The sequence below is a fragment of the Paenibacillus sp. NPDC057934 genome (genome assembly GCF_042887565.1).
In the GTDB taxonomy this organism is placed as follows: Bacteria; Bacillota; Bacilli; order Paenibacillales; family Paenibacillaceae; genus Paenibacillus_AQ.
Map to the genome: position 1 here is coordinate 168184 of NZ_JBHVPB010000010.1, position 18500 is coordinate 186683.

The following is an 18500-nucleotide window of genomic DNA, read 5'->3' on the forward strand; positions in this document are numbered from 1 at the left end:
GCGGCTGATCTGCTAAAGTTTGAAATGGTGTTGCGTGATGAACTGTGATAAGATTTAGTTCTATATAGACAGAGGAAGTGACTCTTACCAATGATCAATATCACCATTCCGACACCGGAAGTTACCATTACCAAACAAGAGAACCCAGTGCTTAGCAACATCTACGGATTTACCGATTTTCACCTGATTACCCGTGAGCTGGGCGGAATTTTCACTTTCTACAATGACAAGGATGAGCTGTTGTTTGTAGGCAAAGCCAGAAAGCTCAGACCAAGAATCAAGAAGCACTTTGAAGACAGCGTATCGCCAATCAAGCAGCATCGCGACGAAGTCACCAAGATTGAAGTGTACCTCGTGGAAGATGCCATGGACAGAGAGATTTATGAAACGTACATCATCAATACCGGAAAAGCCAAATACAACGTAGATAAAGTGTTCTACAAGTAAGTTTTTTGAGCACAAACAAGCGTCTGCCTTTCTCGGCAGACGCTTGTTTCGTAATATTAAGATCCGCTCAGATCCTGCGGGTGCTCCGCATTCAACAAAGGCTCCCTTTGATGCCCGTCAGGCCGGGTGTGGAGACTCTTTTCCAAATTACAAAGTAGGCGTTCTCTTATGCCGTCGCCGGATACCCGGCTGATGGCATATAGCACGGACCCCGTGACAGGGGTAAATCGTGGCTCTACGATGGAATAGACTTTATTGCGGCCGTTGTCCAGTAGGACCGACAACTTGTCTTTGAAATAATTACTGTTAATCACGCTCCCAATGAACGCGACCGGAATGGTATCGCTTGTCAGGTATGGAGCCACAAGCTCGATCCCCACTTTAAGCTGATAGATAGCTCTGTCTGACACTCGTCTCGCCAGTGAGCTTCCCTTGGAGGCTGCTTCAGTGATAAAGGGTGTGAGCTGTTCCAATTTGCGATCCCGGTTCCGGCGATCCTCTATGAATCCGCTTTGGCCAAGCTGCCACAGCTCCTGAACCGTGTTTACGTCCCAGTGACGAAGTATATCCTGGATCAGCTCCTGATCTGTCTCATCCGCATGTCCCGCCAGCACTTCATATACAGCATCATAAGCCAAAAAGCGTGCGCCACTCTTCGTATAATGATGAAAGTCATAATTTCTGATAAGCTGTCCGTCTTCCTTCATTGCGACTATGATTGACCCTGTACCTGAGAGGGCAACGATGCCAGGCTTCGTGAGAAGTGCCCCGTAGTGGGCAGCGACCGCATCATTGTAATGCCACTTCGGGCAGTTCAGTCCTTCCACATCAGTTAGCGCTTTCACCCATTCCAGATCCTCTTCTGAATCATAGCCGGCAATGCCGGCAGCAAGTCCTCTTACATCGCCGAGTGTCCTGCCGGCTGCTTGCAAAGCCTCTTGTATCCCCTGTTTTACATTATGTATGGCCTGCAAATCTTTATGTACCCAGGCTGCCCCGCTCTCAACATAAGAGAGAACACACCCGTCCAGGCTGCTGACCATTACACGAGTATGGGTACCTCCGCCATCTACTCCAACAACCACTTCCTGATCCTCAAGCATAGGAGCCCTCCTTGGCTATATTCACAATCATTATAGGGTGAAGCGGCGGCCGATGAAAGGGCCTGAATCTGAAACTATGAATGAAGTTGGCGAGTTAGTCTACACTAGACACGATGTTCCATTCGCAGCTTAAAGGAGAAGGTATTGGATGAGTAGATGGTTAAAGCTAATATTGCTGTGCACGTTCGTTACAATCAGCGTGGTACCGGCTCAAGCCGCTCAAGCGGCAGAGGGCGTGTCTGCTCGTGTGGGGAAGCAATGTGTGAGCCCGGCTAAAGCCAAGCTTAAAGAAGACCTCAGGAAGCTGTGGACTGATCACGTCCTCTGGACGAGAAGCTATATTGTCAGCGCTTTGGCCGGTCTGGAAGATAAGGACAATACACTGGAGAGGCTGTTGAAGAACCAGCAGGATATCGGAGATGCCATCAAGCCCTTTTATGGAGAGGCTGCGGGCAATAAGCTGACCGAGCTGCTGAAGGAACACATCCTGCTGGCTGGCAAAGTTCTTGAGGCTGCGAAGGCTGGTAATGGGGCCGATCTGGAAAAATATAATAAAGAGTGGCACCGAAATGCCGACGATATCGCCAAATTCCTCAGTAGTCTCAATCCCAATTGGTCGGAAAAGGCGCTGAAGGAGATGCTGTACACCCATCTTCAGTATGTTACCGAAGAAGTGGCAGCAAGGCTCGGCAAGAAGTGGGACAAGGATATTACTGTTTTCGACAAAAATTTAAACCACATGCTCATGCTGGCAGATCTCCTTACCGAGGGCATTATCAAGCAGTTCCCAGAGCGGTTTAAATAATGATTCACTCTTAGGCACCCGCAAGGGTGCTTATTTTTTATAGGGAGGATGGCCTAGAAAAGAGCAGTTAAACCCTGGTCTTTATAAAATAGGTCTTAAGTAACAAATGACAAAGTTAGATATAAAGGCTCACTAATCACCTCAACAATTAAACTATAATAGACTCGTAAAGGGTCGACATATTTTGACATTTATAATTGAGGTGATTGGAATAGATGATTTCTCCCTTTTTTAAAAAGAAAGAAACAGCCGATAAGCAGCAGAGGCCAAATATGGTTCAAAAGATGCAAATTGCTGAGGAGTCTGAAATCGAAACGGAGATCGTGGATGCCGTAGAGCAGTCTGTTGGTATGATTTCGACAGGTAAAGCGCAGCTCGATAAAAAATCGCTTGATTTGATCTTTGCCGTGGAGCAGATGATTCAGGCTAGACAGCATGCTGAGACGAACATTCATGAGCTTCAGGATCGCCTTACGCATACGAACGGGCATGTGGAACGGCTCAACCGGGATATTAAGAATCTCAGCAAGGTCATCGACGAGAGAGAAAAGAACGTGATGGAGCTTGAAAAGAAGCTGATCGAGAAGAATCTGAAGGTTGATCAGGTACTGGAGGATTATCGGGAGCTTCAGGCGTCCTTGTCGACCGAAATCGACGAACTCAAGAATAGCATTGATCTGGAGCAACAGAAATATGTGAATCTGGTGCAGAAGCACAATGAAGCACATGCGGAAAAACTCAAGAAAATGAATGAGCTAGAAGAGAAAGTTGGGCGTCTGGAAACCGAGAATGCTCATCTGAAGCAGAAATACGACACCGTGCGGCAAGAAAAAACCTACCTCTCAAGTATGATCAGCGACTTTACCAACCGTATGTCGGTACCTTTCGGCAACACGAATAACGAGCGCAAAGAAGGAAACGGGGACGTATAGACTCCATGTTCGTGAGTGAAACCGACAGCACGGTAATGATAGAGCTATTGTCGCTTGGTCAGGGACCAGACGGTTATGAGATTGAGGTAGGCTTGACGGACGGCACTGGGTATAACAAACGTATTCTTGAACTGGATGAATATACATATAGCCAATTGAATGCACTGGGCCCTTTTGACTCGGACAGAGTGAGATTGTCACTTTACCCCAAATGGGACCCGTTTCGGAATATATATTACAGCACGCTCATCAGAATGAAGTCCACGTTCAATGAAACGCTGTATTTTGCCTGTTCTCAGTATTATGTGTCTCAACTGAACCAATTGAAAGCCATAGAACGCATTGTCCAAGTGGAGGAGACGGTACCCGAACTGCTGCAGACGCCATTCCTAAGCGAACGGGTGAGCACTGGGTCCAATTCTGCAAAAGAGCGAGCCAAATCCGTCGTGAAACGGCGATTAGGCCCCGTTGTACTGCTTGCCCTGGTATGTATTCTGTTGCTGTTGTCCCCCTTACGCGTAGACCGTGCGCTTTCGGTCAAGAATGAAGAGGCACTCGAACACTCTGAAATTGCAGAGCAGCCGAAGGCCAGCTTTCCTGTGCCTGTTCTTCCTCAGCTAAACAATGTCTCCGACACTGTTCCGCTTCCTCCCTCTGCAGAACCTGTAGTCCCTCCGCAAGCATCCCAGAAGCCCCAGCAACAGGCTCTGCCAATTGAAGAGGTTGTCATAGAGAAGAATAAATACACCTCTAAACTGCCTAAGGGGTATGTCGCGTTGTCCTTTGACGACGGGCCATCCAAGTATACTCAAGAGATTGTGGATATTCTGGTGGAGCATGGCGTGGCAGCAACCTTTCTGTTTATAGGGAAAAATGTGGTGCATCATCCGGATGAGGCTAGATACGCCTTGGCTAAGGGGATGACCATCGGCAATCATTCATGGGATCATAGCAAGCTGACAGCGAACAGCGAAGCTGTGAACAAGGCCAACCTGATCAAGGCCAATCAGGCGTTGCAAAAGATTACAGGAGCGCCGATTGCCCTTTTCCGTCCGCCTTATGGAGCCATAGATGGCAAGGTATCTCGTAAGGTGGCGGAGCAGCAGATGAAGGTGCTTATGTGGAACCGGGACACGGAGGATTGGCGGAAGAAGGCACCGGAAGAACTGATTCAGTATTTCCATAATGTTGATCCCTCCGGGGCGATTTTTCTTATGCATGAGAAGAAAATAACGGTGGAAGCTCTGCCTGAAATTATCGAGTATCTGAAGGCGAAGGATCTGAAATTTGTTATATTCAAATAGCAACACTCAAGAAGCGTATCTGTGAATTCACAGATACGCTTCTATTTGTTAAGAATATTGAATTTTCAGGGACATAGCCGGTCTAAAATTGTAAGGCAGCAGCGGTATCCACCTGCTCTGATTCCGCAGGGTCGGCTGCAAGCAGCTTATCATAAATGGTTTGGTCGAGATCTACGTTTGCTCTTTTCAGGGCGGCGAGATACCAGCGAGCTATTTCGCGATTAGTAGCGTCACTGTAATCTTCGCTCAACCCGGATTTTAAGGTGGCCGCCGCATCTTGCAGCTTCCCGGTAATCATTTTCATTTTGCCAGCATTCAGTGTTATTGCCGGAGGAATAGTTAGCTGTTTCCTCTCTAGTTTCTCGGGAGGAAGTGTGTTCCAATATTCCAGATCGGCAAGAATTTGATTGTAGGCCTGAAGTCCGAAGTTTAGATTAGCCTCCATATTGTCTTCATCATCCCCCTTGTATGCAGCTAATCCCTGATCATAGGTGCGGCTGATAAGTGAGCCGTACCAATCCATTTCCCAGAGATTACTGCTGTTTAAGAGATCCGCGTAATTCTCATTGAATCCAAGGCTTAGGGTAGCTTGCGCTTTTTCCGGTTCACCGGACAACAGCTGCATTTTGCCTACATTCAGTGCAATGGTCGGTGTGACGAAGTATGGCCGTCCTTGCAATTGCTCTTGAGGCAACGTCTTCAAATAATCCACCCCAGCCAACACCTTGGCATAGGCTTCAAAGCCAGCGTTAAAAAATTCCTGCCTCCCAATGTCGTCCCCCCGAGTATTAGCCGCAGCCCCCATGGCCAAAGATCGACTGATCAAGGTGTCACCCCATTTAATATCCCAGACGAAATTGTCAGCATGATCACGATACACGCCTAGGGCTAGATCACCTTGACCTTTGAGGTCATAGTAACCGGCCAATTGAGCCCATAGTTGTTTGTTGTAAGGCTCGTTCTTGAGCGCTCGATTTATTACTTGATAGGACTCATCAAGGAATTGCTCGTTCAGAGTCTGATTAAATACCTGCTGATCGAGAGAAGAGAGATATATTGCCGCTTCAGGGTGACCAGGGCGTTGATTCAGTGCTTTAACGAACGGTTCCTTGATTTCTTCGTACGTCTGGCTGACACGAAGCAGATTTTTACCTTTGACAACCGCATTGGCTGAACTGATATAACCGATCAGAATGAACAGCAGAATGAATGATCCTGCCCCGAGTACGGAGAAATACCCCCAGCGTAGCCATTGTTTATTCCAGTTCCGCTTTAGTGGTTTGCTGTCCATCGCCACGGCCATTCCAGCCAGACCGATAAAGACCAATATTCCCATAAAGGCATAGCTTAAATTGAAGTCGAGCAGACTGTGAAGCAGGATGGACAGTGCAATAATGAGATAGAAGAAGCCATTGTTGTACTCGTCAGATTCTCTTTTTACATATGCAATCAAATATTTGTAAAAAATATAAAGAATAAAACTCATGAATACTATAAATCCTAAGATACCTACCTCTATCAGATACTGCAGAAAAAAGTTATGCACCTGGTGACTGATATAGGGGTTGTTCTGGTAATGTTCATACAGTGAGGACCAGCCTCCCCCTCCGGTACCGAGGATCGGATATTCCTTCACAACCTTTATAGCATCCTTATAAAAGGTTATGCGCTCAAGCACACTATGCTGATTAAAGTTAATGTTCTCTAGCCGCGTCTCCATGTTGGCCGGCAGAATATTCTTTATGCTGGTGCCGATAAACAGGAAGGCGATGATTCCGACTAACATTACGGAGCCCAGTGGAATCCATAGTCCGGATCGTTTGCGTGTATCCAGTCTACCCAGCTTTCTTCCTAACCAGGGTGCAATATAACGCTGGATGACCCAACTCAGCACGGCAGCGATCAGAGAACCTCCAAGTAGATATCCCCATCCCTTTAGGGCGGCGGGAGAAGTGTATACCTCATTCAGCGCAATCCCAGCGCTTGTGACAGGTGCAGCAATGATTAGGGAGATGATACCGGCGATGCCGAGATGTACGATCCATAAGATCTGCTGCAAGGGCTTCAGGAACAGAAGCAGGAGAATGAAGACAACCGGCAGGATGACAAGTCCACCGCGAGATAGAGTTAGAAGGATGGACACGATGATGGGGACCAGCATAAATCCATGAGCCAGCCCAGCATAGCCCTTTCGGGAACGAACCAGGGCGAACACGGCGACGAAGAGGAAGGCCATCAGGAAGGCTGCGTATGTATTGGCGTATTGAAAAATGGAAGTCAGTCGCAAGCCGTTAGAGTCGATCATCACCGCATCGTTATATTTTCCGCCGCGAACAGATTCAGAGAACCAGCCGACCAGATTGCCGGCCAATTCCCAACTTCCTAGCCAGTTCAGGATTCCGAAGGCTACAATAAAATAAGCGATAGTAAGTAGGCTGTGCTGAAGAATGATGTTTATCCGCGCCTGCTTCAGCAGATAGATTGAAATTATAAAGATCGCTGCAAACATGCTCTGGATGAGCATCATATTCATAGCTGAATAGTTGGACACAGCAACCAATAAAGACAGGTTGTATGTGACCGGTAGCAGCACAGCTGCCAAAAGGATGAGATCACGCTGCTCAGTTATTTTGAATTTGGTGGTATTCAGAGCGATCCAGCCCAGCATCATCAGGAGGCTTACCAAGACAGATATGTAGATAGATTTCTCGAAATCTCCCCTATACCCATTAAACAGACCAATCTGGAACGGAGCCCAAATCAAAAACAGGATCAGTACAATAACTAGTACCCATATTGGGCTTTCAATCTGTGTAGAACCTTTGGACTGCGCTACATTTTTACCATACACGGGTTTTGACACGGCAATAATCTCCTTTTGTTGTATATAATTGAATATTTTATCATAGTTATATTTACATAGTCTGCTAATAAATGTTTTTCGTGTGTGATTGCTATAATTACTGCGGGTCTCATTAACCGCTCTTGTTTTAATAAAAAAAATTTGAGACAATAAATAGGCATTGTTAGCCTAGCTGGAACACGCTAGAATAGACTGGACTTTAATGTGTTGAAAAGAGGATAACCAATGAATAAAGAATCCATTTATGGATTGACTTTTGAACAACTGACGTCATGGCTGCTGGGACATGGGCATAAGAAATTCCGGGCCACTCAGGTGTGGGAATGGCTGTACCGGAAACGGGTCACGGACTTCGCCCAAATGACGGATGTAAATACAGACTGTATCGCACTGCTGGCGGACCACTTCGTGATTCGTACGATGGAGGAACATGTGAAGCAGGAATCAACAGATGGAACGATCAAGTTCTTGTTCCGACTGAAGGATGGCAACCTGATAGAAACCGTGCTCATGCGGCAAAAATACGGCTTGTCCGTCTGTGTGACTACACAGGTGGGCTGCAATATCGGCTGCAGCTTCTGCGCGAGCGGACTACTGGCGAAGAGCCGGGATCTTTCCGCTGGAGAGATTGTGGAGCAGATTATGAAGGTGCAGCTGGATCTCGATAGCACTGGAAAAGGCGAGCGGGTAAGCCATGTGGTCGTGATGGGCATCGGCGAGCCGTTCGACAACTTTAAGAATATGGTCGACTTCCTTGGGGTTGTTAAGGACCATAAGGGCCTGGCGATTGCCGGAAAAGGCATCACAGTATCGACAAGTGGTCTCGCTGATAAGATCAGGGAGTTCGCTGACGCTAATCTTCAGGTGAACCTTGCCGTATCTCTGCATGCGCCTAACAATGAGCTGCGGACACGCATTATGAAGATTAACCGCGCCATTCCGTTGGAGAAATTGATGCCTGCCATCGATTATTACCTGGAGAAGACCAATCGGAGACTCACGTTGGAGTATATTCTGCTGAAGGATGTTAATGACCAGCGGGAGCAAGCACTGGAGTTGACTGAACTGATTGGGGATCGGAAACAACTAGTCAATGTGAACCTGATTCCATATAACCCAGTGGATGAACACGGCCAGTATCAGAGACCCGAGCGGGAAACTGTGCGTGCGTTTTTTGATACACTCAAGAAGCAGGGCGTTAGTGTCAGCACCCGTCTAGAGCACGGAACTGATATTGATGCTGCATGCGGTCAGCTGCGCAGCAAGCAAATCAAGAAAACCAAAGAAGGCAAGTCTGCACAGGATACAGTTGCGGCTGGCTAACAATTGAATTGTGGACGTCCCTTCGGGGACGTTTTTTTCATGCCTAAAGTCAGGCGCTGTCTGTTCTCAGGAAGAAATAGGAACTGGTTTATGCAGAACCTCGTTTGCCGCCCAGCCGATGTTAGGTTATGATACAGGTACGCGGCAGTTGCGAGGAAAAGAGGTTGATGGATCAGTGTTGACAGTAAAGAGCTACATAGTGGGTCATATCAAGGACCCGTTCGGAATTATTTCCGGCAAACGATATGAGTTTATGGTTCATTTGGATATTGCAGAGGACGACGAGTTGTATGTGGACGGCGGCGTGTCTGCACGGACCATTGTGAAGGTTGAAGATGATGTCACCAGCATCGTAAGCTATGATCTGCTGGGTACGGCAACTCATCAGCTTCTGGAGTTCGATCTGGAAGAGGATGAGGAAGCAGAGCTGTTGCAGTTCTGCAAAGAGAATCTGCCGAAAGAATAAGGCATAACGACAGACAATGAAAAGAGCGCCCCGGGCATCGTGCCCGGGGCGCTTTAACGTCAGGAGGACTTAAAGGCAGTCGCTGACATAATGATGAATTTGCCGGTTCCACCAGGGCCAGTCATGGTCGGCATCGTGGCCCCAATAGTCGATACGGGCCGGGATTTGCTTACGCTCCAGCAGATCCTGCAGTAAGTGTGTCTCTTGCAGCATCTCGTCTTCATAAGCACCCTGGCCGCAGCAAATGATGATGTTGCTGTGCCTGTACTCGTTCAGGTAATAGCTATCCTGCAGCCCGGGCAGATAGTCCAGTGGTGAGTTGAAATAGACAGACTCACTGACATAATCGCCAAAGAAATATCTTGTGGAGTAGACCCCGCTAAGGGCGATCAGGGTATCGAAATATTGCGGATAACGGAAGAAGAAATTGCCGCTGTAATAAGCGCCCATGGAGCAGCCGGAGATCAGGATACGCTGCTCATCGCCGCCATTGTTCCATTTGCTCTGGTGCAGGATGCCAGGTACCAGCTCTTGAGTAATATATTTATCGTATTGCTCATGTCTGGCTATTCTGTCCTCAATATTCCAGTGTGTAGAGAAGAAGGTCTCTTCATCGATGCTGTCGCAGGCCCAAATCTGTAATTTCCCGGCTTCGATAAATTCCCGGAGTGTATTCACCATGCCGGAGTCCTCATATTGATAGAATCTACCGAGTGAGGTGGGGAATACCAGCATAGGTTTGCCGGCATAGCCATAAATCTTATACTCCATATCACGGTTCAGAAAATGACTGTACTCTTTATGATAGCTTATCCTCATCCGCACACACCCTGTTCTTCTTGTTGAATATAGCGAACAATTTGTCTGACCTTATCCAGATCTTCTGCACGGAACTGATAAGCGCTGTTCCCGGAGGCTCTGCTGAATACCTCCTCGATCACATCGAAATGCACGATGTTTGCACCAAAGGCGGCCAGAATATCTTCATGGCTATAAGTATAGGTTTTGTGATTTTTGCGGCTGGCATAACCGGTGTAGTATTCGCCGTCATAGGGACCGCCGACCTCGTTATTAACAATCATGGAGGCCCATTCCTTGTATATGTCGATGTTATGAGTGTAGTTGATGGCATCCGTCATCCAGGCTCCGGGCGGCCGCATGTTGACCTCCAGCGCAATGATTCGTCCATCCTTATTCGATTTGAACAACTCGATATGGAAGAAGCGTTCACGAATATCGAAGGCCTTCAGAATACTTTTGCCAGCCTGCTCCACCTCTGGACTGACGTACTTAAGACAGAAGTAGAAGAGATGATCATCATTGTTGACGACGTCCATGACACTTTGCTCAAAACGGTGGCTGGTCGAAAAACGCACAGCCCCATTAATATCAACCAGTCCATCATAGGTGAGAATGATCCCGTCGATGAATTCCTCGATGATAAAGGCCACGTTCCTGGGCTTTGTTGCAAAGAATCCGTTCAGTTCTTCTTCATTGTTGATCTTGTAAGTCATGCTGGCGCCTGAACCAAGGTCAGGCTTGACGACCAGAGGGAAATCAACGGTCTGAAGAAAGGGATCGATGTCGGCACGGGTGGTTCCCGTGGAGAATTGCACCGTGCTTACACCGCTTTTATGAAAAAACTCTTTCATTTTAGACTTTTGCTTCAGGTTATACACAAAATCCGTTTTGGTGCCATAAATATTGAAATCGGTTCGAATGCTGGCGTCCTGTTCCAGCCAGTATTCGTTCAGGGATTCGAAGCGGTCGATTTTGCCGTATTTGTGGGTGAAGTACCCCACAGCCCGCAGGATCTCATCATAATCCTCTAGATCATTCACCTTGTAATACTCTGTAAGCGAGGTTGTCAGCTTGTCCTCCAAGTGGGCATACTCGACATCGCCAATCCCTAACACGGTTGCTCCCTGTTCGTGCAGATGGTAACAAAACTCTGTGCTGTTCTTTGGGAAGTGAGGGGAGAAAAATACAAAATTCATAATAACAACCCCTTAGCTTAAAAGTATCAATTCCGAGTTAACTTGTATGATTTAGATTCAATCTACCAGCTTCATCCTGATCCGTCAATCCTCTGATTCACCTTGAATCCATGCTCTGCTAGGAGAGCACGATTTTATAATCTTTAGCCAGGTATTGATGAATTCGCTTGAAGTCCGCCGGTGTCAGGTCAACCAGCCGCTTATTCTTTTCCCGACCGATAATAATTCCAATCGTTTGTGCCGCAAGCGCCGTGGTTGGCATGATTCTGGCGCTACCGTAAGCCTTGATGGTAGCACCGACATTTTTGCCCGTCACCAGCACGTTATCATAGGATTTCAGCTCGAACGAACGCAGTGGCAGGCCGTAACGGTCCGGCTTACCGAATCCGATGCCAGTTGGAATAGTCCGCGTGCCCTGCAGGTCAATGGAATAACCGCCGATGCTGACATTATCCCAGAACATTTTGCTGCTCATGAGATCAGGGTAGTCCAGTACATATTGTGTCTCGAACCGGTTATAGTCGCGGATATACAGATAGTCAGGGAAGCCGTTCAGCTCCGCTTTGGCGAAGCCAGGGATGTTGGCACGCAGGAAGCTCAGGATATGCGGCGCTTCAACCCGGCCTTTGGCTACGGCACTCTGTACAGAGAAGGGATCGGCAGGATCGACATCATAAATGAGCAGACCGTTGATGATGGCCTGGCCATCCTTCTGATAGGTTACGTTCAGCCCGCGTAGCTTCAATAGATTACTTTGGGCCTTGTACTGGCTGGTGATATTGCTGAAGCCGGTGGCAAACTGCCAGTCTACATAGGTGTTAGGACCGTATTTTTTGGCCACGTTGGTTAATGGGTAATCATTCAGTACAGCCTGATGCAGCTTGCCCCAGTCCACATTCTTAAAGTTAAGCATATAGGTGGCCGCCATATAATCCGGCTTCTTGCCGTTATAAATGGTTTCCATTCCGGGGATGCGCTTGCCGGCAAGCTTGCCGGATAGGGCGTTGAAGTCTGTATTTTCCACCCAATATCTGGAGGTGACGGTTGTTTTGGAGCCGTCTTTGAGATGGTAGGTAAGGGATTGCAGGGACTTATCCTTGGCACCGCTCACAGTGGACACGGAATCAATGGTGATGCTGCTCTTCATCGGGATGCCTTGGATCAACTTCTCATAATAAAGCTCGAAATCAGCCGCCTTGCGGATCTTGCCTTTCTTGTAATCATTGAACAGGTTCTTGATCTCGCCTTGAACCAGATTCCGCTTGCTGTTGTCGTTCACATCATCGAGGAAAAACATTTGGCCCTGGATTAGCTCACCGCCCGGGCGACTACGGGGGTCCAGAATTATTACCTTCAATCCCTGATTCCGCGCCTCTCTGGCGAGCAGGACGCCTTGAATTTCGCTTCCAATCACAACGACATCATACTGGGAAACTTCTGAACTGGAGGCTGGAGCAGCCTGAGTCGTTGAGGAGAAAGGAATAGGGGTGAGCAGCGACAGAATAAGGGCAATCAGCAGCCATCCATGAATTTTCTTGAGCTTGTTTTCAGTCGGTTTGAGATTCACTTGCCATACTCCTTGCTGTAGTCAGTTTAGAGGCACATTCCCTTGTAAGGAGGAGAGCCCCATATGACTATGGTACAGTAATTTCATTCTTTCTGGCAGACGGAAATTTCTTGTCAGGATTGGAAATCGTAGATTATCGTCTAGGTATAGCGTTTTCTTTTCGCAAGTTAGGTCAATATAGGTTACACTACAATAAAGGCAAGCCAAATTAGGAGTTGTAGAATATGTCCAATGAAGAAGTATTGTTAACCAAAGAAGGGTTGGCGAAGCTGGAAGATGAGCTCAGAGACCTGAAGACTGTCAAACGGAAGGAACTGGCCGCACGTCTGAAGCTGGCAATCAGCTACGGGGACTTGAAGGAGAACAGTGAATACCACTCTGCGAAGGAAGACCAGTCGTTCATGGAGACTCGGATCATGATTCTGGAGAAGATGCTGACCAAGGCCCGGATCGTGGATGAGAGCAAAATGGACCTCTCCGTGGTTAGCGTAGGGGCGACGATCACATTAAACGATATCGAATATGCAGAGAAAATCGACTATAAGATCGTGGGTCCTGCCGAGGCAGATGTGTTGGATAACAAACTGTCTTATGAGAGTCCGCTGGGCAAGGAATTGTTGGGGAAAAAAGTTGGCGATATTATCCACGTCAATGCACCTGTAGGCGTTATCAAGTATGAATTGCTCGAAATTAAAATGGTATAGCACACTCCCGGGAACTCTCGATCAGAGCCCCGGGAGTTTGTTTTTAGATATGGGGATGACTGCGTTTTGTGAAATGGATGAAATGGTTTATTTGATGAAGACAGGGAGAAACACCCTTAAAATTTTGCTTGTAACACCTGAGTCGACCGTGTAAGATATACAAAGTATTCAATCGGAATATTCATAAAAACTCATATAATCATGGGGATATGGCCCATAAGTTTCTACCGGATGACCAATGTAATTGTCCGACTATGAGTGAAGTAGCGCATCTAGGGTTCCGCTTCTTCTGCTGCGGCGAAGAAGGGCTGGTCCAAGCGATGCGGACACTTTAATGTGTTACACCACCCAGGGACAAAAACCCAGAAGGACAGATTCACTTGAGAGGAACCGCTCAAGGAGTCTGTCCCTTTTTATTTTTCAACAAGAGAAGGGGCGACGAATTTTCATTATGAAGGTACTAGAGGAACGCATTAGACAAGAGGGATTGATTCTATCGGACAAGGTGCTGAAGGTAGATTCATTTCTGAACCATCAGGTCGATACGGAGCTGGCACTGGCGATCGGGCAAGAGTTTAAGAGAATTTTCGGTCACCTGCCCATTACAAAAATACTCACGGTGGAGGCTAGCGGCATTCAGTTTGCTATGGCTGCAGGGATTGCACTGGGCGTTCCGTTCATCTATGCCAAGAAAAGAAAAGCAGTCACTCTATCCGAAGCGGTATATTCCGCTCCTGTACATTCTTTCACCCGTCAGGAAGATTACCAGATTAGCATTTCGCAAAAATATCTTGGGCCCAACGATAAGGTACTCGTTGTCGATGACTTTTTGGCTACAGGCGCAGCGCTGGTGGGGCTGGCTGATATTATCGAGGAAGCGGGCGCAGAGCTGCTCGGCGTAGGCTGCGTGATTGAGAAGAGCTTCCAGGAAGGACGCGGGCTGCTGGAGCAGCGGGGCATCAACGTTCATTCTTTGGCCCGGATTTCTTCTATGGCACCAGGGGAGATTCATTTTATAGACAATGATTCGAAGGTAGAATCACAATCAATGAAGGAGAGTGCAGGATGTTAAGCAAACAAAAGGTATTCACACTTGGGCTTCAGCATGTACTGGCGATGTACGCCGGCGCGGTCATTGTCCCGCTGATCGTGGGAGGGGCGCTAGGGCTTAGCAACACGCAGATGGCGTATCTGATCGCCGCCGACCTGTTCACCTGCGGGCTGGCAACGCTGCTGCAGGTCATGGGCTCCAAGTATTTCGGCAGTCGTCTGCCGGTCATTCTCGGCTGTACCTTTACCGCAGTAGGTCCGATCATTGCAATCTCCCTCTCCAGTAATCTGGCGACGGCCTACGGAGCTATTATTATCTCAGGCATATTCGTCGTGCTGGCAGCCCCCTTATACGGCAGGCTGCTGAAGTTCTTCCCGACCATCGTTACCGGTTCTGTCGTGACGATTATTGGTCTTTCGTTAATTCCGGTAGCTATGAACAACGTGGCTGGCGGCCAAGGCAGTCCTGACTTCGGACAGCCACGAAATCTGCTGCTGGCTCTGATAACCCTATTAGTAATTCTTATTGTCAATCGTCTGGCGACTGGCTTTCTCCGCTCGGTATCCGTTCTGGTCGGCCTTGTTGTTGGTACGGCTATCGGCTACGGTATGGGCATCGTGCACTTCTCCTCCGTAACTGAAGCCTCTTGGGTGAGCATTGCCCAGCCGTTCTACTTCGGCTGGCCGGAGTTCAATCTGACGGCGATCGTGACGATGATTATCGTGAACATCGTTAGTATGGTAGAGTCCACAGGCGTCTACTTTGCCGTAGGCCGTGCTACGGATCAGAAGGTAGAGCAGAAGCAAATTGTGAACGGCCTGCGTTCGGAAGGCCTTGCCATTATGCTGGGCGGGATCTTCAACGCCTTCCCGTATACCGCATTCTCCCAGAATGTCGGCTTGATCTCACTGACCCGCGTGAAGACACGCAATGTTATTTTTGCCGCAGGTGGAATTATGGTCGTGCTTGGCCTGCTGCCTAAGCTTGCTGCACTGACTACCGTCATTCCTAGTGCAGTGCTTGGCGGAGCTATGATCGTGATGTTTGGTTCGGTAGCTGCTTCCGGGATGTCGATTCTGTCGGAAGTGGATCTGCGTAAGGATGGTAACCTGCTGATTGCTGCATGCAGTATCGCAGTGGGTCTCGGTTCGGCTACGCTGCCGGCTATGTTCGACCAACTGCCTGAGTTTGCCAAAATGCTGTTGCAGAACGGCATCGTGTCGGGTTCGTTGACCGCCATTATTCTAAATATTTTCCTGTCCAAAACCAAGGATATACCTGCAGCGGTTTCGCAGGAAGCGCAATAAGATCATCCATAAGTCCATTAGGGACAGCAGAAGAGCAAGCCTATTCTCAGGCTTGCTCTTCTTTGCATGAAGTATATACTGGATTCATAACAAGAGATAGGATGGAACCTAATGAATGATAAAGTCGTGATGCCGCTATGGACCTTTTGCCTCTTTATTGTCGTGATGAACACAACGATGTTTAACGTATCCATTCCAACGATTATTCAGGATCTGCAGATCACCGCCGATCTAGGTTCATGGGTAATCTCCAGCTATTCGATCGGATACGCGCTGTCTACAGTGATATATAGCCGATTGTCGGATCTGGTGCCGATCCGCAGGCTGCTCACTGTGGGCCTGATTACACTCGGACTGGCTTCAGTCTTCGGGCTGTTTGCGCATAACTTTACGGCACTCTTAGTCACGAGAATTCTGCAGTCGGCAGGATCGGGTTCCATGGCAGGACTCGGCCTTGTTCTAGCCAGCCGGTATGTGCCGGCCGAGCGCCGGGGCGCAGCGATTGCTATGATCTCGGCAGGGAGTGCTATGGCGTTCGGCCTCGGCCCGATTGTGGGCGGCCTTATCAGCCAGTATTGGGGCTGGAACGGACTGTTCGGGGTCACCTGCCTGGTGCTGTTGGTGTTGCCGGTACTTCTTCGCCTGCTGCCTAAGGAAATGCCGCGGCAGGCGAGCTTTGATGTGCCAGGGGCTGCACTTACAATCATTAATGCGGCCAGCCTGCTGATTGCTGTAACGGGTCAGTCGCTGATTTGGCTCGGGATCAGCATGGTTTCGTTCGTGGTTCATGCAATGCATCTTAAACGGGCGAAGAGCCCGTTCATTAATCCTCAGCTACTGAGCATGCCTGGCTATGGAAAGTTGGTTGCCATTGGATTCTGTATCCTGGTGTTGAATCTTGGCAATCTATTCCTGATGCCGCTCGCCCTCGCGAATCTATTCCATCAATCGGCGCTGGCAATCGGTCTGTTTATTGCCCCCGGCGCAGTCTTTTCCGCCTTCTGTACCCGCTTTGTCGGCCGCTGGATCGACCGTTATGGCAATATGCGCTTCCTGCTGATCGGGCATGCCATCATGGCCGTCACACTGCTAGTCTTCGCGCTGGATCTTTCGGCCTCACCAGCGATTATTCTGCTAGGCTATCTCTGTTTCTCCCCGGCGTTCTCAGCAACGATGGCATCGTTGAATAACGAGACCTCGCTGATCCTTCCGCCCCACTGGATCGGGTCCGGGATGGGGCTAATGCAATTGATCCAGTTCTTCGGCGGCTCAGTGTCTGTAGCCGTCTGCGGTTTGTTGCTGCATGCCCAGAAGGATCTTGTTCCAGGCATGGCTTACAAGCAGGTATATGGGGTTCTTCTGGCAGTCTGCCTATGCTCTCTGGGTGTGCTGATGTGGTACAGAGGTTCACGATCGAGGAGCAAAGTTATCTCAGAAGGGAAGTGACGTATTGAATCGAACAATGAAACGAAAGATGAGCGCTATTGCAGTGATAGCCATCAGCATAGCTGTGTTATCCGCCTGCGAGACGAAGGTAAAGCCTGCTGCCCAAGATCCCATCAGCCATACGGAGGCTCCGCAGCAGACAGACAGAGCGGTGCATAAGGCAGACGAGGTAGAGGAGGCGAAGATGCTCTATTCCTTTATCTCCTCCAGACTTACTGGAGAGTATGGCGTATACACGAACTTGCTGGACACTGATCAGAAAGGTGAGGCTGCTACCGGACACGAGATCTTAAGCGAATCGGCGTCTCTGATGATGAGATATGCATTGCTTACCGGCAACCAGGCATTGTTCGCGGCAGAATGGGAGAAGGCAAAGAAGACATTTGATATGGAGGGCGGCTTCAGCTATCGCTTCAGCCCCAAGCTACAGAAGCAGTACCCTGTGAATGCAGCAGTGGATGATCTGCGCTTGATTGGGGCGCTGGGAGAGGCAGGAGCGGCCTTTAAGAATGAGGGATACTCACAGGAAGCGGAGAAGTACGGGCAAAGATTTTATAATTACAACGTAAAAGATGGATATATGTATGATTTTTACGATAAAAACTATAATGTCACTAACAAGTTTGTAACTTTATGTTATATTGATATGAGAGTGTTGCAGAAATTGTCGATTCCTGTTGAAGAACGCGCCGTGCTCATGCACAACATGCAGGAAATTCAGGAGCAGGGTTATCTCTCGGATTCGTTTCCGTTCTATGAGACCCGTTTTGATTACGAAACCGGAAGGTATAGCTCTGAGAATATTAACACAGTAGAATCGCTGCTGACTATACTGGCCCTGTCGGAGGTCCAATTGCAGAAGCCTTCCAGTATCCGGTTTATCCGCGAGCAGGTAGAGGCGGGGACACTGTATGGGCAATATACGCGGGAAGGCACTCCGGTGAATGATATTCGTTCTACAGCAATTTACGCTATAACCGCTATGATCGGGGCGCAACTCGCAGATGATCAGCTCTACCGTAGAAGTATTGAACGGATGAATGAGTTCCGTGTCCAAGATACGGGGAGCGTGCTGTATGGCGGCTTCGGTGACACGGGGAGCGGACAGGCCTACTCTTTTGACAATCTGATGGCGCTGTTGGCTTACTGGTACGAATACTAATCTATACAGAAGGAAAGGAACCT

The 18500-nt window shown here is 48.4% G+C and carries 16 protein-coding genes and 1 riboswitch; of the genes, 11 read left to right on the forward strand and 5 right to left on the reverse strand.

Annotation, left to right across the window (positions count from 1 at the left end):
* The first annotated feature begins 90 nt into the window (after positions 1-90).
* Entirely contained in the window at positions 91-447 is a 357-nt protein-coding gene (locus tag ACFVRY_RS22790; protein ID WP_387502589.1) for a nucleotide excision repair endonuclease, read from the forward strand.
* Positions 448-503: 56 nt separating this feature from the next.
* Here the strand turns inward: ACFVRY_RS22790 and ACFVRY_RS22795 are convergent, their stop codons facing one another.
* Entirely contained in the window at positions 504-1550 is a 1047-nt protein-coding gene (locus tag ACFVRY_RS22795; RefSeq protein WP_387502590.1) for a BadF/BadG/BcrA/BcrD ATPase family protein, read from the reverse strand.
* A 148-nt stretch (positions 1551-1698) separates the two neighbouring features.
* Between ACFVRY_RS22795 and ACFVRY_RS22800 the strand changes: the two genes are divergently transcribed.
* The 3 genes from ACFVRY_RS22800 to ACFVRY_RS22810 all read left to right on the forward strand — a co-directional run bounded on the left by ACFVRY_RS22800 (position 1699) and on the right by ACFVRY_RS22810 (position 4591).
* Positions 1699-2355 carry a glycosyltransferase gene (locus ACFVRY_RS22800; RefSeq protein ID WP_387502591.1) on the forward strand — a complete coding sequence of 219 codons (657 nt, stop codon included), beginning with the start codon at positions 1699-1701 and terminating at the stop codon, positions 2353-2355.
* A 272-nt stretch (positions 2356-2627) separates the two neighbouring features.
* Positions 2628-3287, forward strand: coding sequence for a hypothetical protein (locus tag ACFVRY_RS22805; RefSeq protein WP_387502592.1), 660 nt, complete (start codon positions 2628-2630; stop codon positions 3285-3287).
* Positions 3288-3292: 5 nt separating this feature from the next.
* A complete protein-coding gene (locus tag ACFVRY_RS22810) occupies positions 3293-4591 on the forward strand; it encodes a polysaccharide deacetylase family protein (protein ID WP_387502593.1) in 1299 nt (432 codons plus the stop codon).
* A gap of 82 nt (positions 4592-4673) precedes the next feature.
* Here ACFVRY_RS22810 and ACFVRY_RS22815 read toward each other — a convergent pair whose 3' ends face one another.
* The gene (locus ACFVRY_RS22815) at positions 4674-7454 is read right to left on the reverse strand and encodes an O-antigen ligase family protein (RefSeq protein WP_387502594.1); all 2781 of its coding nucleotides are present in this window, start codon (positions 7452-7454) and stop codon (positions 4674-4676) included.
* Positions 7455-7679: 225 nt separating this feature from the next.
* On the opposite strand from ACFVRY_RS22815, the gene rlmN reads away from it, so the two are divergent.
* Positions 7680-8777 carry a dual-specificity RNA methyltransferase RlmN gene (rlmN, locus tag ACFVRY_RS22820; RefSeq protein ID WP_387502595.1) on the forward strand — a complete coding sequence of 366 codons (1098 nt, stop codon included), beginning with the start codon at positions 7680-7682 and terminating at the stop codon, positions 8775-8777.
* A gap of 118 nt (positions 8778-8895) precedes the next feature.
* On the forward strand, positions 8896-9243 hold the full coding sequence (locus ACFVRY_RS22825; protein WP_387502596.1) for a DUF6509 family protein: 348 nt from the start codon (positions 8896-8898) through the stop codon (positions 9241-9243).
* A gap of 69 nt (positions 9244-9312) precedes the next feature.
* On the opposite strand, the gene ACFVRY_RS22830 is transcribed toward ACFVRY_RS22825, so the two are convergent.
* The 3 genes from ACFVRY_RS22830 to ACFVRY_RS22840 form a co-directional block, all read right to left on the reverse strand.
* Positions 9313-10062, reverse strand: coding sequence for an esterase family protein (locus ACFVRY_RS22830; protein ID WP_387502597.1), 750 nt, complete (start codon positions 10060-10062; stop codon positions 9313-9315).
* Positions 10059-11240 carry an ATP-grasp domain-containing protein gene (locus ACFVRY_RS22835; protein WP_387502598.1) on the reverse strand — a complete coding sequence of 394 codons (1182 nt, stop codon included), beginning with the start codon at positions 11238-11240 and terminating at the stop codon, positions 10059-10061. Before ACFVRY_RS22835 ends, ACFVRY_RS22830 begins: the two co-directional genes overlap by 4 nt.
* A 118-nt stretch (positions 11241-11358) precedes the next feature.
* Complete coding sequence (locus ACFVRY_RS22840; protein ID WP_387502599.1) at positions 11359-12807, reverse strand: FAD-dependent oxidoreductase; 1449 nt, start codon at positions 12805-12807, stop codon at positions 11359-11361.
* Between the two features lie 224 nt (positions 12808-13031).
* Here ACFVRY_RS22840 and greA point away from each other — a divergent pair, with 224 nt between their 5' ends.
* The 5 genes from greA to ACFVRY_RS22865 all read left to right on the forward strand — a co-directional run bounded on the left by greA (position 13032) and on the right by ACFVRY_RS22865 (position 18477).
* Complete coding sequence (gene greA, locus ACFVRY_RS22845; protein ID WP_066378245.1) at positions 13032-13511, forward strand: transcription elongation factor GreA; 480 nt, start codon at positions 13032-13034, stop codon at positions 13509-13511.
* A gap of 171 nt (positions 13512-13682) precedes the next feature.
* A riboswitch (purine riboswitch) is annotated at positions 13683-13786 on the forward strand.
* Positions 13787-13962: 176 nt separating this feature from the next.
* Positions 13963-14583 carry a xanthine phosphoribosyltransferase gene (locus ACFVRY_RS22850; protein ID WP_387502600.1) on the forward strand — a complete coding sequence of 207 codons (621 nt, stop codon included), beginning with the start codon at positions 13963-13965 and terminating at the stop codon, positions 14581-14583.
* Positions 14577-15869 (forward strand): nucleobase:cation symporter-2 family protein, encoded by a 1293-nt coding sequence (locus ACFVRY_RS22855; RefSeq protein WP_387502601.1) that lies wholly within the window; start codon positions 14577-14579, stop codon positions 15867-15869. The genes ACFVRY_RS22850 and ACFVRY_RS22855 overlap by 7 nt, the downstream gene beginning before the upstream one ends.
* Positions 15870-15980: 111 nt before the next feature.
* Positions 15981-17315, forward strand: a complete 1335-nt coding sequence (locus tag ACFVRY_RS22860; protein ID WP_387502602.1) for an MFS transporter — start codon at positions 15981-15983, stop codon at positions 17313-17315.
* 16 nt (positions 17316-17331) lie between these two features.
* Positions 17332-18477 (forward strand): hypothetical protein, encoded by a 1146-nt coding sequence (locus ACFVRY_RS22865; RefSeq protein WP_387502603.1) that lies wholly within the window; start codon positions 17332-17334, stop codon positions 18475-18477.
* The last annotated feature ends 23 nt before the right edge of the window (positions 18478-18500 follow it).